The organism is Streptomyces sp. NPDC048352, assembly GCF_040651895.1.
Taxonomy (GTDB): Bacteria; Actinomycetota; Actinomycetes; order Streptomycetales; family Streptomycetaceae; genus Streptomyces.
This window is the reverse complement of record NZ_JBEZKZ010000057.1, coordinates 1-13,689: the sequence shown is the minus strand read 5'-3', so window position 1 is coordinate 13,689 and position 13,689 is coordinate 1. Positions and strand designations below refer to the sequence as shown.

At 74.9% G+C, this 13,689-nt stretch carries 13 protein-coding genes; 3 read left to right on the top strand and 10 right to left on the bottom strand.

Features of this window, described 5'->3' with window-relative positions:
• Positions 1-22: 22 nt before the first annotated feature.
• The 7 genes from AB0D45_RS25125 to AB0D45_RS25095 all read right to left on the bottom strand — a co-directional run bounded on the left by AB0D45_RS25125 (position 23) and on the right by AB0D45_RS25095 (position 6,873).
• Entirely contained in the window at positions 23-547 is a 525-nt protein-coding gene (locus AB0D45_RS25125; protein WP_362462848.1) for a GNAT family N-acetyltransferase, read from the bottom strand.
• Positions 548-575: 28 nt separating this feature from the next.
• Positions 576-1,283: a TetR/AcrR family transcriptional regulator gene (locus AB0D45_RS25120; RefSeq protein WP_361600872.1), complete on the bottom strand. Its 708-nt coding sequence runs from the start codon at positions 1,281-1,283 to the stop codon at positions 576-578.
• Between the two features lie 56 nt (positions 1,284-1,339).
• Positions 1,340-2,383 carry a PDR/VanB family oxidoreductase gene (locus AB0D45_RS25115; protein WP_362462846.1) on the bottom strand — a complete coding sequence of 348 codons (1,044 nt, stop codon included), beginning with the start codon at positions 2,381-2,383 and terminating at the stop codon, positions 1,340-1,342.
• The gene (locus AB0D45_RS25110) at positions 2,380-3,276 is read right to left on the bottom strand and encodes a metal-dependent hydrolase (RefSeq protein ID WP_362462843.1); all 897 of its coding nucleotides are present in this window, start codon (positions 3,274-3,276) and stop codon (positions 2,380-2,382) included. The genes AB0D45_RS25115 and AB0D45_RS25110 overlap by 4 nt, the downstream gene beginning before the upstream one ends.
• A gap of 92 nt (positions 3,277-3,368) precedes the next feature.
• Positions 3,369-5,291: a hypothetical protein gene (locus AB0D45_RS25105; RefSeq protein ID WP_362462840.1), complete on the bottom strand. Its 1,923-nt coding sequence runs from the start codon at positions 5,289-5,291 to the stop codon at positions 3,369-3,371.
• A gap of 106 nt (positions 5,292-5,397) precedes the next feature.
• On the bottom strand, positions 5,398-6,192 hold the full coding sequence (locus AB0D45_RS25100) for a tyrosine-protein phosphatase (protein WP_361600860.1): 795 nt from the start codon (positions 6,190-6,192) through the stop codon (positions 5,398-5,400).
• 96 nt (positions 6,193-6,288) lie between these two features.
• Positions 6,289-6,873: a rhomboid-like protein gene (locus AB0D45_RS25095; RefSeq protein ID WP_362462837.1), complete on the bottom strand. Its 585-nt coding sequence runs from the start codon at positions 6,871-6,873 to the stop codon at positions 6,289-6,291.
• A gap of 236 nt (positions 6,874-7,109) precedes the next feature.
• Between AB0D45_RS25095 and AB0D45_RS25090 the strand changes: the two genes are divergently transcribed.
• Entirely contained in the window at positions 7,110-7,985 is an 876-nt protein-coding gene (locus AB0D45_RS25090; RefSeq protein ID WP_362462834.1) for a hypothetical protein, read from the top strand.
• Positions 7,986-8,054: 69 nt separating this feature from the next.
• A complete protein-coding gene (locus tag AB0D45_RS25085) occupies positions 8,055-9,503 on the top strand; it encodes a PepSY domain-containing protein (protein WP_362462831.1) in 1,449 nt (482 codons plus the stop codon).
• 64 nt (positions 9,504-9,567) lie between these two features.
• Here the strand turns inward: AB0D45_RS25085 and AB0D45_RS25080 are convergent, their stop codons facing one another.
• Both AB0D45_RS25080 and glnII read right to left on the bottom strand, forming a co-directional pair.
• Positions 9,568-10,185 carry a winged helix-turn-helix domain-containing protein gene (locus AB0D45_RS25080; RefSeq protein WP_362462829.1) on the bottom strand — a complete coding sequence of 206 codons (618 nt, stop codon included), beginning with the start codon at positions 10,183-10,185 and terminating at the stop codon, positions 9,568-9,570.
• 505 nt (positions 10,186-10,690) lie between these two features.
• Positions 10,691-11,710, bottom strand: a complete 1,020-nt coding sequence (gene glnII, locus AB0D45_RS25075; protein ID WP_362462826.1) for a glutamine synthetase — start codon at positions 11,708-11,710, stop codon at positions 10,691-10,693.
• A 213-nt stretch (positions 11,711-11,923) separates the two neighbouring features.
• On the opposite strand from glnII, the gene AB0D45_RS25070 reads away from it, so the two are divergent.
• Positions 11,924-12,868 carry a Gfo/Idh/MocA family oxidoreductase gene (locus tag AB0D45_RS25070; protein WP_362462899.1) on the top strand — a complete coding sequence of 315 codons (945 nt, stop codon included), beginning with the start codon at positions 11,924-11,926 and terminating at the stop codon, positions 12,866-12,868.
• Positions 12,869-12,875: 7 nt separating this feature from the next.
• On the opposite strand, the gene AB0D45_RS25065 is transcribed toward AB0D45_RS25070, so the two are convergent.
• Positions 12,876-13,433 carry a hypothetical protein gene (locus tag AB0D45_RS25065; RefSeq protein WP_362462823.1) on the bottom strand — a complete coding sequence of 186 codons (558 nt, stop codon included), beginning with the start codon at positions 13,431-13,433 and terminating at the stop codon, positions 12,876-12,878.
• Positions 13,434-13,689 lie beyond the last annotated feature (256 nt).

Sequence of the window (13,689 nt, the reverse complement as noted above, 5' to 3'; positions counted from 1 at the left end):
GCGACTCCGGCACCGCCGTGCCTCACCCGTCCAGGCGCCGCTCCAGCAGGATCACCCCGTACACCCGCCCGTCCGCGGCCTGCTTCGAGGGGAACTCGCCGACCACCCGGTAGCCCGCGCCCCGGTAGTACTCCACCAGCTTCGGGTTGCTGGAGACGCAGTCCAGCCGCGCCCGCTCCCGGCCCGTGCGGGCGATCCGGTACTCGGCGTGCTCCAGGATCCGCAGGCCCGCCCCGGCCGGCGCGGCCTCCCGCTCCACCATCAGCCGGTGCACGTACCCCGCCACCGGCGGCTGCACGCCCCAGGCTTCCTCGTCGGACCACCAGAGCTCGTACGCCCCCACGACGCGCCCGTCGGCGTCCTCCGCGAGCCAGACCTCACCGTCGCGCATGACCGCGCGGAAGTGCGCCGCGTCCTTCTCGCCCGGCTTCCACTGGTCGATGCCCCGGCCGAGCATCCAGCGCGCGGCCCGGTCGTACAGCTTCACCAGCGTGCCGGCGTCCTTCTCCCCGGCCGCCCGGAACAACATCCCGTCGTCAATGATCACGCGGGCATTATCACCACCGGCCGTGCGTTCATCCGCCCTGGCGGGGTCCCGGAACCAACGCCGCCAGCCGCCCGACCAGTTCCCCGAAGGGCCCGTCGGCCGGCTCGTCGGCCAGGATCCGTACGAGGATCCCCGCCATCTCCTCGTCGTAGGCCGCGCTCACCGCCGCCAGCGCGGCGAAGTCGTGCACCAGCTGGAGTTCCAGCTCGCCCCGGGGGATGCGCCGCCCGTCCAGCCACAGCAGCGCCGTGGACTCGGCCAGCGACACCCACGACCGTACGACGAGCTCCAGCCGGGCCGGCGGGTCCTGCACGCCGATGTGCACGAGGATCTGCTCGTACGCGGCCTGCCGGACCTCGTCGATCATCGCGTTGGCCCGGCTGCTGCCGGCCGCCGGACCACCGCGCAGCAACGCCGAGAAGCCGGGCCCGTGGTCGTCGACGAACGCGAAGTACCGGCCCATCACCCGCAGCAGCCGGGCCCCGAGCGGGCCCTCCTGCGGTTCGTGGAACCGCTGCGCCAGCTCGTCGGCGGCCCGCCGCAACGCGGCCTCGTACAGGCTGAGTTTGCCGGGGAAGTAGTGGTAGACGAGCGGGCGGGATATCCCGGCGGCCGCCGCGATCTCGTCGATCGACACGTCGTCGGGGGAGCGGTGGCTGAACAGCTCCAGGGCCACCCCGATCAGCTGCTGCCGCCGCTCCTCGACACCCATCCTGCGCCGCACCCCGGTTGTCATGCCGACACCCTACTTCCCGCGCGGGTGTGGGCCGTACGGGTGACGGGCCGCCGCCGCTACAGGTCGAGCGTGAGCCGGTCGGCGGCCGCGCGGGAGACGCACAGCAGCATCGAGCCGGCGCGCTCGCCGTCCGTGAGGAGATCGTCGCGGTGGTCCACCCGGCCCGCCACGACCCGCTGCCGGCAGGTCCCGCAGAAGCCCTGCCCGCAGGAGTACGGGGTGTCGGGCAGCACGCGGCGCACCGCCGCCAGCGCGGACTCGTCCGCCGCCACCTCGACCGCCGTGCCGGTGCGGGCGAGTTCCACCGTGAAGGGCTTCGCCTCGGCGGGCGGCGCCGCCGCGAAGCGCTCCAGGCGGACCGCCCCCGGGTCCGGGACGGCCTCCGCGACCGCCCGCATCAGGGGCTCGGGGCCGCAGCAGTAGACCAGGGTGCCGGGCCGGATCCCGGCCAGCGGGGACAGGTCGGGCAGGCCGGCCTCGTCCTCGGCGGTGACCGTCACCCGGTCCCCGTAGGAGGCGAGTTCGGGCAGGAACGGCATCGAGGCGCGGGTACGGCCCCCGTACAGCAGCGTCCAGCCGGCGCCGGCCGCCGTGGCCGCGCGGAGCATCGGCAGGATCGGGGTGATCCCGATGCCGCCGGCGACGAACGCGTACGAGGGCGCCGGCTCCAGCTCGAACCGGTTGCGCGGCGGACGCAGTTGCAGCTCCGCCCCCTCCACCAGCCGCTCGTGCGCCTCGCGGGAGCCGCCGCGGCCGTCCTCGACCAGCCGGACCGCGATCGTCCAGCGCCCCGCCTCGGCCGGGTCCCCGCACAGCGAGTACTGGCGTACCAGCCCCGAGGGCAGGGTCAGGTCCACGTGCGCGCCCGGGGTCCAGGCCGGCAGTTCGTCCGACTCCAGGACCAGGCGCAGCACCCCTTCGGCGGGCTCGGTGCGCGAGACGACCACGGCCCGCAGCGTCCGGCGCGGCGAGTACCCCGACACGGGGTTCTCCAGCGCGGGCAGCGGCCACAGGGGGGAGCGGTCCACCCGCTTGAGCAGGGCGCGCCGGGTGAGGGCGGCGGCCCCCGCCACCGCCGCGACGGCCAGGGCCCGCTTCACGGCCGCACCCCGCCGTTGGCGCCGGGGGAGGAGGCCAGGTAGGCCTGCGCCTGGGCGGTGGAGCCCTCCTGGGAGGGGTGGTAGGTCCGCGACAGGTACGTCGGGATGGAGCGGGCCATCGCTCCCGCCGAGGGCAGGACACCCTTGCGGCCCGCCCGCAGGAACTGCCCGTAGGAGGCTTTGGCGCCCGGGAGGAGGGGGTCGTTCGCCATGAAGAAGCGGGCGCCGCGCTGCCACAGGAAGAGCAGGGCGGCGAAGGCGCTGGCCCAGGTGCGGACCCGGCGGCGGTAGCTGCCGTCCACGTGCATGAACAGGTCGAAGGCCACCGAGCGGTGCTCGACCTCCTCCGCGCCGTGCCAGCGCAGCAGGTCCAGCATCATCGGGTCGGCGCCGCGCCGGTCCAGCTCGCGCGCGTTGAGCACCCAGTCGCCCAGGAACGCCGTGTAGTGCTCGATGGCGGCGATCATCGCGATCCGTTCCCTGAGCCACCAGGTGCGGGCGCGGCCGGGCGGCAGGGTCCGGTCGCCGAGCAGCTTCTCGAAGAGCCAGTCGACCTGGGCGGTGTAGGGGGTGGGGTCGAGGCCGAGGCGCTTGAGGTGGGGGAGTACGTCGTCGTGCGCGGCGGCGTGCATCGCCTCCTGCCCGATGAAGCCGATGACGTCCGCCCGCAGCCGCTCGTCCGTGATGTGCGGCAGGGCCTGCTTGTAGACGTGCACGAACCAGCGCTCACCGGCGGGGAGCAGCAGGTGCAGCACGTTGATGGTGTGCCCGGCGAAGGGTTCGCCGGGCAGCCAGTGCAGCGGGGTGTCCTCCCAGGAGAAGGACACGTTCCGGGGCGCGAGGCCTATGTGTTCCGACGCCACGGGGGCGGGGGCGGGCAGCCTATTAGACATGGCGTCAATGTACTGATGGGTACCCGCCAGGAAAACCCCCCGGCGCTACCGAACCCGCCGGCGCTGCCGAACCCGCCGGCGGGGACCACCCCCTAGCGGAGCGCCCCGGCCTTGGTGCCGTCCGTCAGCTTCCCCGACAGGTCCACCTGCGCACCCTCCGGCGCCTTCAGCGCCAGCCGGTTGCCGGTCGCGCTGCCGCTCACCCCGGACCCCGATGCCGACACCGAGGCGAACTGCGCGCTCCCCGCCGCCAGTACGTACCACTGCCCGGCGCGGGACTTCCACAGCACCCCGGCCAGTACCCGCGGCTCCCGGGGCCCGCAGGCCGGGGAGCCCTCCGCCTTGGCCGCCTGGGCCGCCAGCGGCGCCCCCGGGGCCAGGAACTGCGCCTGCACCCGGTCCGCGGTGCCCTGCCAGGTCTCCGCCCGGGTGCACAGCCAGGTGGCCGTCCCGTCGCCCTCGGGCAGCGGCTGCTTCGCGTACGTCCAGGCGTTGACGGTGCGCACCCCGTGCGAGCGCACCGACGGCAGCAGGCACGCCGTCTTCGACCACTCCCCGAGCTCCGCCCCCTCCGTCACGTCCCGCACCGCGCCCGGCGCGCCCGAGGTCAGCCGCGCCGGCGTCAGCTCGCCCAGGTCGGTCACCAGCCGGGTGGCGCCGTCGCCGGTCAGGGACAGGGCGCTCCAGCTCGTGCAGTCGCCGCCCGGGGCGGGGCCGACCACGGGCGGGGTGACCCCGTCCGGGGTGAGCTTCAGCGGGGCCGGCTGGTCGCCCGGCTTGAGCAGGTCGCGCAGGGCGGCGCCGGTCACCCAGGGGGCCGTCAGGTAGCGCACGTTGCCGTCGACCCGGCTCAGCACGAGCGCCGTCGCGGTGTCCGCCGTCGCCCCGTCGGTCCGGGCGAAGTCCAGGGCGGCGCCAGCCGTGCCGTTGCGCGGCTCGGCGTACCGGACCACGCGCAGCCCGTCGTACAGCAGGACCACCACGGCCTGGTCGACCGTGCCCGCGAACAGCAGCTGCGCCGGCCCCATCGGAGGCCCGGACGGGGTGCCCGGAGTGGCCGAGACCACCACCTCCTTGCCGGGGCGGGCCCATACGGCGAGCGCCCGGCGCAGCAGCCCCGCGTCCCCGGCGCGGTCGCCGCGCGCGGGCCAGGCGGAGTAGTCCGTACGGGAGGACGTACGCCACACCGTGGGCGCGGCCCGCAGCAACTGGCCCGGGTCCAGGGCCTGTTCCGCCACCGCGTTGCGCGCGTACGGCGGGGCCGCGGGCCCGTCCGAGCCCCAGCCCCCGCCCGGCAGTGCCAGCAGCGCCCCGCACACCGCGAGCGCCGCGGCGGCGGCCAGGCCGGCCCGCGCGAACCGGCGCCGGCGCAGCAGGTCGGTGGGGCGGGCCTGGAGCACGCACGGGTCGAACTCCGGGGAGGCGAAGAGGGCGTCGTGCGCCGGGTCCCCGGACTCGGCGACCGCCGCCGCCGGGTCGGCGACCCCGGCGTCGGCGAGCACCCGGAGCACGTCCGGCTCGGCCAGCCCCTCCAGCGCCCGCAGCACGCAGGCCGCGCGGCCGGGGCCGTTCAGGGTGGCCAGCCACTGGTCCAGGGCCAGTTCCTCGGCCCCGCCCGAGCGCGGGAACAGCCGCAGCCCCCACACCTGGGGCAGCAGCGCGGGCAGCTGCCCGCGCAGCGGGAGCGCCCGGAAGGTCAGCGGGATCCCCGCCTCCAGGGCGGAGCGCAGCACGCGCAGCCGGACGTACGCGTACCCGGACTCGGGCCCGCCCAGCCCGCCGCGCTGCGCCGGCACCCCGCCCTGCACGGCCGCGGGGTCGGAACCCCGCCGCCCGCGCGGCAGCGCCCGCTGGGTCAGCGAATGCGCGGTGAGCACCCGCCGGTTGCGGCCGAGGGCGGGGGGCAGCACCAGGTAGGCCAGCCGCACCAGCCGCGGGTAGTGCTCGACGATGGCGGCCTCGGCCTGCTCGACGTCGGGGGTCAGGGGGCGGGTGGCGGTATCCGGCGCAGTCACGTTCAGCAGAACGAGCGAATCGTCGGATGGTCACCCGCCCTGGCGCACCCGTTCGGGCGCATTCCCGCCTTCGAGGTTTACGGGGCGGCCCTGTGCGCGGACCGGCTCAGGCGGTCAGCCTGGCGCGCAGCGCCTCGACCGTCTCCTCCGAGACGCCGAGGCCCTCGTGGACGTACTTCTCCATCGAGCCGTAGCGGACGCGGACCTCGTCCAGACCGGCCTCCAGGTACGCGGGGAACACCCCGATCAGCGCCAGCGCGATGTCCGGGTCCCCGCCCGCGGCGGTGAAACCCTCGATCAGCGGCGCGAAGGCCAGCTTGACCGCCGGATTCACCGACAGGTACTCGGCCATCAGGGTGTCCTCGTCGGCGCCGAGCAGCGCCAGGATCAGCGTCGCGCCCCAGCCCGTACGGTCCTTGCCGGCCGTGCAGTGGAAGAGCAGCGGGCCCGCCTGCGGGTCCGCGGCCTCGGTGAGCAGCGTCCGGTACGCCGCCTGGGCGGAACCGGTGCTGACGAAGGAGCGGTAGACGGACCCGAACAGGGTCTGCGCCTTGCCGCCGCCCAGGTGCTCCTCGGCCACCACCGGGTCGGCGAGGAGGTCCTTGAGCTGGGTGGCGGCCGGCATCCGGCGGTCGCTCATCTTGTCGGCGAGCACGTCGCGCACCAGCAGCCGGACGCCGTCGGGTATCCGGTCCGGGTGGTCGGCCCGCTCGGGCGCGCTGCGCAGGTCGATGACGGTGCGCAGGCCGAGCGCCGCGACCGCCGGGTCGGCGTCGAGGTCGAGCCGGTCGAGCGCGCCCGAGCGCAGCACGAGGCCGGGGCGGACGGTACGGCCGCCGGCGAGCGGGGTGCCACCGAGGTCGCGGAGGTTGGCGACGGTGGTCGAGGGGGTGGCGGTCATCGTGGCGGCTCCAGCGGTGTGGCGTGCTCGGGGTGGCTTGCTCGTGGCGGCTTGCTCGGGTCCTGCGCGCCGTTCGTCCCCTTCGGGGCACATGGGTCAGACATGAGTGATTTTCCGATGATTCGATCCGGAACGACAATCGACGGCGACGGACAGCCCGATCCCCAGACCGAGCGCCACGAGGTGGCCGGCGTCGGTGAAGGTCCGTCCGCGCCGCAGCACCGGCTGTGCGGCGACGGCCAGCAGGCCGGCCCGGACCGCGGTGCGCACCGCCCCGCGCGGCAGCGCCGAGGTGAGCGCGCCCAGGACGGCGTTGAACCCGTAGCTCGTGCCGACGTCCAGGGCCCGGCGGGTCTCGCGGTCGGCGCCGCGGCGCAGGGCCCCGTAGACGAGGAGCGTCGCCGCGGTGTGCCCGAAGAGGAAGACGGCGGCCGTCCACCACGCCCCGTACGCGTACTCCGCGTAGCCCAGGACCGCGACCAGCAGCAGGGCGTACGGCAGCGGCATGGGCTCCTCGACCACGCAGGCGCTGCTCAGCAGCGTCTCCCAGCGGCCGGCGTCGAGGTTGTCGACGTTCGTCGAACAGCCGCGCAGCACCCGCTCCCGCTCGGCCGGGACCAGTCGTTCGAGGGCGTGGGCCCCGAGCTGGACGCCGCCCGCGTAGACCGCCCCCAGCGGCAATGACCATGACCATGGCAATGGATTCACCCTGCCATGATCGGATACGGCCCTCTTGCGGGTGGCGGCGGGCCCCGTGCGAACATGGCCGGGACATGCCTGAATCCTCACCCCGCGCGCCGATGCGCGGCACGCGCGCCGCGATGTTCGCGGCCGTGTGCGTGGCTCTGGGAGCGGTGGGGCATTCGCTCATGTCCGGGACGGATGTCCCTTTCGGTAGTCTTCTGGCCGCTTTCGCCGTGACCGGGGCGCTCGCCTGGGCCGCTGCCGGACGGCGCTGCGGACCGGCCGGGATCACCGCCGCGCTGCTCGCCGTACAGGGCGTCCTGCACCTCGCCTTCTCCGCCGGCCAGGCCCCGCGCCACGGCCATGGCCACGGCGGTGCCGGCCGGGCGCCGGCCGCCGTGCCCGAGCCGCTGCCCGGGCACCACCACGTGCCCGGCATGCGGATGGACGCCCCCGCGGGCGCTCCCGCCGCGGACGGCATCACGGGCCCGGCCGGCGGCGACCTCCTGGGCGGCACGGGCGACCTGGCGAGCGGCGCGGGCGACATGGCCCCGGGCGCGGGCGACATGGCCGGGATGGGCGACCTGCTGGGCACGGCCGGGATGGGCGACCTGCTGGGCACGGCCGGGCACGGCGGCCTCGGGATGATCGCCGCGCACGTCCTCGCCGGGGTCTTCTGCGCCGTCTGGCTGGCCCGGGGCGAAGCCGCCGTCTTCCGGCTGGCCGGCGCCCTCGGGGCCACCGCGCTGCTGGCCGCCCGCCCGCTGGCCCGCGCGCTCGCGCTGCTGCGGACCCGGGTGGCCCCCGTACCGGCCCCGCCCGCGCAGCGTCCTCCGTACGAACGCCCGCGCCGCCTGCGCGGAGCCGTCCACGCCCACACCGCGGTCCGCCGCGGCCCACCCGGGTGGCGGGACACCCGCACCACGGCCCCGACGCCGTGTCGCCAGAGCCCCGCCCGGCCGACGGCCCCCGCCGCGTACGCCCACCGCGTCGCCGCGGGCCGCCGTCGCGCCCCTGCGCGCGCGCACGCACCGGGCAGCGCCGGCCCCGCCCGCAGGGCGGCCGGAGCCGCTCCGGCGACACCCGTCCCGCTCCCCGCGCCCGCCTGACCGGCGCGTTCCGGGCGACGGACGAGACCGGGGCCGATCCCCCCGTTCCGCCGAACCCCGAGGACCGACATGTCCCTTGACGAGCTCCAGAACGCCCCGGCGCCGGATGCCGCCGCACCAGCCGGGCCCGCCCGCCGCACCGCCGGCGGCTGGGCCGCACTGCGGCCCCTGCTGCTGCGCCTGCACTTCTACGCGGGCCTGCTCATAGCCCCGTTCCTCTTCCTCGCCGCCGCCACCGGCCTGCTGTACGCCGGCTCCTGGCAGGCCGAGCGCATCCTCTACTCCCACGAACTGACCGTCGACAGCGTCGGCGAGCAGGCCCTGCCGCTCAGCGCCCAGGTCAAGGCCGCCCAGGGCGCCGCCCCCCAGGGCAAGGTGCTCGGCGTGTGGCCCGCGCCCGAGCCCGACGCGACCACCCGGGTGATCATGGAGAACCCGGGGCTCGGGGAGGGCGAGACCCTCACCGTCTTCGTCGACCCCTACACCGCCGGCGTGCGGGGGCAGCTGACCACCTCCGGTGACGCGCTGCCGCTGCGGGCCTGGCTGAGCGAGTTCCACGCGAGCCTCCAGCTCGGCGAGCCCGGCCGCAACTACAGCGAGCTCGCCGCCAGCTGGCTCTGGGTGGTCGCCCTGGGCGGACTCGCCCTGTGGATCGGCCGCCGCCGCGCCCGCACGGCCGACCTCGTCCGGCCCGACCGCAAGGCCACCGGCCGGCGCAAGACCCTCTCCTGGCACGGCAGCATCGGCCTGTGGGCCGCCGTCGGCCTTGTCGGCCTCTCCGTGACCGGCCTGACCTGGTCGAACTACGCCGGTGAGAACATCGGGCAGCTCCAGGACCGGCTCGGCGGAGCCACCCCCTCCGTCGCGGCCGCGCTCAAGCCCGGCGCGGGCGCCGACGGCGGCGACGAGCACGCCGGGCACGTCATGACCGACGGCATGGAGATGCCCCCGCCGGCCCCCGTCACCGACGTCGGCATCGACCGGGCCGTGGCCGCCGCCCGGGCCGCCGGGGTGACCGAGAGCCTGCGCGTGACCCTGCCCGCCAAGGGCAAGGGCTACGTCGTCAAGGAGAACGACAAGACGCTGCCGGTGCACCTGGACTCGGTCGCGGTGGACCCCGCCGACGGCCGGATCATGGACGAACTGCGCTTCGCCGACTACCCGCTGCTCGCCCAGCTGACCCGCTTCGGCATCGACCTGCACATGGGCCTGACCTTCGGGATCGCCAACCAGCTCGCGCTGGCCGCGCTCGCCGTCGCGGTGATGTTCCTCGTCGTGTGGGGCTACCGGATGTGGTGGATGCGCCGTCCCACCAAGGAGCGCCGGCTGGCGGTGGGCCGCGCCCAGCCGCGCGGCGCCTGGCGCAGGCTGCCGGTGACCGCACTCCTGCCGCTGGCCTGCGTGACGGCAGTCGTGGGCTGGTTCGTCCCGCTGCTCGGCATCAGCCTGGCGGCCTTCCTCGTCATCGACCTGGCCGCCGGGTTCACCGCGCGCCGGCGTGCGGGGCGGACCGCGTAGGGAGGAGCCGGCGGAGTGGGCCCGTACGCGCTTTCCCGCGTACGGGCCCACCGTCATCCCGGCGTCAGGGCGCGTACTTGTAGCCCACGCGGCGGACGGTCTGGATGGCGCCGCGGTGCGCCGCGCCCAGCTTGCGGCGCAGGCGGGCGATGTGGACGTCGACGGTCCGGCCGTCGCCGACGTGGCCGTAGCCCCACACCGTGGTCACCAGCTGGTCCCGGCTGTGCACCCGGTGCGGGTGCGCCACCAGATGGGCGAGCAGCTCGAACTCCAGGTAGGTGAGGTCCAGCTGCTCGCCGTCGACCTCGGCCGTGCGCTGCGCGGTGTCGATGCGCACGAGCGCGTCCCCGGTGGTCGTCGGGGACGCGGACGCCGACCGGACGGACGGGCCCGGTCCGGCGGCGGGTGCGGGAGCGGGAACGGACTGCGGGGCGAAGGCGATCGGCTGCTGGTCGGCCGGTACGAGGACCAGGTAGCCGACCATCGGCGGCTGGCCCGGCAGCGTGGGCAGGGCGTGCTGCGGCGCGGGCAGCCAGGTGGCGCCGGGCGGCAGCAGGTCCACCACCCGGGCCACCTCGTCCCGGTCGACGGCCCGGAGCCGGTGGCGCGGACCGGGCGGGAAGGGCAGGGAGGCGGAGGTCGCGGCGGAAGCGGCAGAAGCGAGGGAACGGGTGCTCGTCATGAGTGGTCGGCTCTTTCACGCGGAGAGGTCGGCAGAGGACGTACGTGTGCATGTGCGTGTGCACGTAGTCGTTGCGTACCGCGCAGACCGAAGGCCCCGGGTCTGGTGAGAGGTCCCGGAAGGCTTTAGAGGGCCGGCGCGTTCTCGGCGCGGCAACACACCCGGTCGAAGTCGTGGTCCTGACGGGACGGCCAGAACGGCTCCAGGTCGCTGCGACCTGTCGGGGGGTGTGAAGGGCTGGCCATGGGCGCCATTGAAGCAGAAACGACGGGCCCGGGGCAGGGCGCGTCCCACCTGTTGGATCGGAATCTCAAATTCCGTCGTCATGGCGTCGTCAGGTCGTCACAATCCCGGCAAACCGTCCTGCGGCGAGCCACTCCCGGACACCTCGTTCCGGCACCCGTATCGCATCGTGGACTGATCCGTCCCGGCAACACGACAGCCCCCCCACCGCCGTTGCCGGCGACGAGGGGCTGTGCGGGGGCCGGAGCCCCGGGCCGGCGGCTCAGACCAGGCCGTCCTTCTCCAGGCCCGTGCAGCAGGTGTCCGTGATCAGGCGGGTCACCACGTACGGGTCCACGTTCGCGTTCGGACGGCGGTCCTCGATGTAGCCCTTGCCGTCCTTCTCCACCTGCCACGGGATGCGGACCGACGCGCCGCGGTCCGAGACGCCGTAGCTGAACTCGTTCCACGGGGCCGTCTCGTGCAGACCCGTCAGGCGCTCGTCGATGCCCGCGCCGTAGTTCTTGACGTGGTCCAGCGGCTTGCTGCCCTCGCCCAGCGCCTCGCAGGCCGAGATGATCGCACGGTAGTCCTCGCGCATCGCCTTCGTGGAGAAGTTGGTGTGCGCGCCGGCGCCGTTCCAGTCGCCCTTCACCGGCTTCGGGTTCAGCGTCGCCGACACGTTGAAGTCCTCGGCCGTGCGGTACAGCAGCCAGCGCGCGATCCACAGCTGGTCGGAGACCTCCAGCGGGCTCAGCGGGCCGACCTGGAACTCCCACTGGCCGGGCATGACCTCGGCGTTGATGCCCGAGATCTCCAGGCCTGCCGCCAGGCAGTGGTCCAGGTGCTTCTCGACGATGTCACGGCCGAAGATCTCGTCCGAGCCCACGCCGCAGTAGTAGCCGCCCTGCGCCGCCGGGAAGCCGCCCACCGGGAAGCCGAGCGGGCGGTCGCCGTCGAAGAACGTGTACTCCTGCTCGATGCCGAAGATCGGGGCCTGGCCGGCGAACCGCTCGGCGACCGGACGCAGCAGCGCGCGCATGTTCGACTCGTGCGGGGTCATGTCGATGTTGAGGACCTCGCACAGGACGAGGAGGTGGTTCCCGCCGCGGATCGGGTCCGGGCAGGAGAAGACCGGCTGGAGGACGCGGTCCGAGGCGTGGCCCTCAGCCTGGTTGGTGCTCGAACCGTCGAAGCCCCAGACCGGCAGCTCCGCCCCGTCCGCCAGGATCTTCGTCTTGGAGCGGAGCTTCGCCGTCGGCTCGGTGCCGTCGATCCAGATGTACTCAGCCTTGTAGCTCACGGGACCATCCTGACTCTGCGGGGTGCTGCGGGTGGCTTGATCGGTGCGCGCGCCTGGCGCCTTTGTCGCTGGTCGCAGCGTGCCCCGTGGCGATTTCTCATCCGTTGCCCGTGTGTGAACCCCGTGTTACCGGGGTTTACACCGCAGGTCGGGTGGCTTGTGCGGGTCGGCGGCCGTACATCCGTCCGAGTGGGGCAGACTGAGCAGGTGAGCATTTCGTACGATTTCAGCGCCTCGGGCAGTGGCCCCGCCGCGGGCCCCGGCGGTTCCCGCCCCCGCGTCGGCCTGCTCGGCACCGGCCCCTGGGCCCACCGCACCCACGCCCCCGCCCTCGCCGCGCACACCGGCTCCGACTTCGCCGGGATCTGGGGCCGCCGCCCCGAAGCCGCGGCCGAGCTGGCCGACGCGCACGGGGTGAAGGTGTACGAAGACCCCGACGCGCTGTTCGCCGACTGCGACGTCGCGGCCTTCGCCCTGCCGCCCGACGTCCAGGCCCCCCTCGCCGTGCGCGCGGCCGCCGCCGGCTGCCACCTGCTGCTCGACAAGCCCGTCGCCACGACGGCCGCGGACGCCCGTGCGGTGGCCGACGCCGCCGCGGCGCACCGGGTCGCCTCCGTCGTCTTCCTCACCCTGCGCTTCGCCGAACCCACCGCCACGTGGGTCCTCGAACAGGCCGGACGCTCCGGGTGGTTCACCGCCTCCGCGCACTGGCTCGGCGCGGTCTTCCCGCCCGCCGGCGAGCCCAGCGCGTACGCCGACTCGCCCTGGCGGAAGGCCAAGGGCGGCCTGTGGGACGTCGGCCCCCACGCCCTGTCCGTCCTGATCCCGGTCCTGGGCGACGTCACCTCCGTCCACGCCACCCGTGGCCCGTCCGACCTGGTCCAGCTGGCCCTGCGGCACGCCTCCGGGGTCGTCAGCAACGCCGTGCTCAGCCTGAGCGCGCCCCGCGCGGCAGCGGGGGTCGGGCTGGAACTGCGCGGGGCCGAGGGCGTCTTCGCGCTGCCCGACTGGAGCGACGTCCCCGGCGCCTACGGGCGGGCCCTGGACGCGCTGCTCACCGCTGCCCGCACGGGGACGCCGGATCCGCGCGGGGCGGAGTTCGGGGCCCGGCTGACGGAGATCCTCGAGGAGGCGGAGGGGCAGCTCGGGGACATGTGACCCGGGGTCATTTGATGAGGGCGTTGGCCACGATGACGGCCAGCCCGATCGTGGCGTCCGCCAGGCCGAAGAGCAGGGCCGTGGCGATCCGGTAGCCGACCCGGATCGCCACGAAGGCCCCCCAGGCGAACAGCAGCGCGGTGTTCAGGCCGAGCCCGACGGCCGTCACCCCGTACGGGTCCCAGTGCGCGACCCCGGCGAGCAGGAGCAGCAGCACCGTCGGCAGGGTGGCGGCGATCATCGGCCACTCGTTCCCCAGGGCGCGGGCCAGCAACCTCCACCGGTACCCGGCGGAAGCGTGCTCGTGGCCCGCCATGTGGTGCGAGTACCCGTGCGCGAGGGCGGCGGTGACGGCGGTGACCAGGACCCAGCTGGCGTCGTAGAACGGGGTGTACTCCCCGCCCTCCTGATGCAGCGCGGCCAGCAACGCACTGGCCAGCACGGTCCCGTACACCCCGCCGAACATCCAGTCGGCCCTGCGGCGGGCCGGGGGGAGGGGGTACGGGGCGGCGGGGCCCGGCGGGGGCTGCGGCGGCTGCTGGGGCTGCGGCGGCTGGTCGGTCATGGGGCCCCTTGGTGTATTTCGTCCCTATTTGCTCCTCGGGCCACCCTAGCGGGACGGGGGGTGGGGGCGGTGTGAAGGGGGGGCGGGGTGGGGTGGGGGGCGGGGTTTCGGTGGGGCGGTGTCAGGGCTGGTTTGGGGGCTTCCCGTCAGTCCCATCGTCGTTCCGTGTCGGGCCGGTCCCTCAAGGGCGCTCCTTCGTCGCGTCGCTTCGCGATGGCCTTCGGCCACCCTTGACCGACCGACCCGCCCCGGAAAG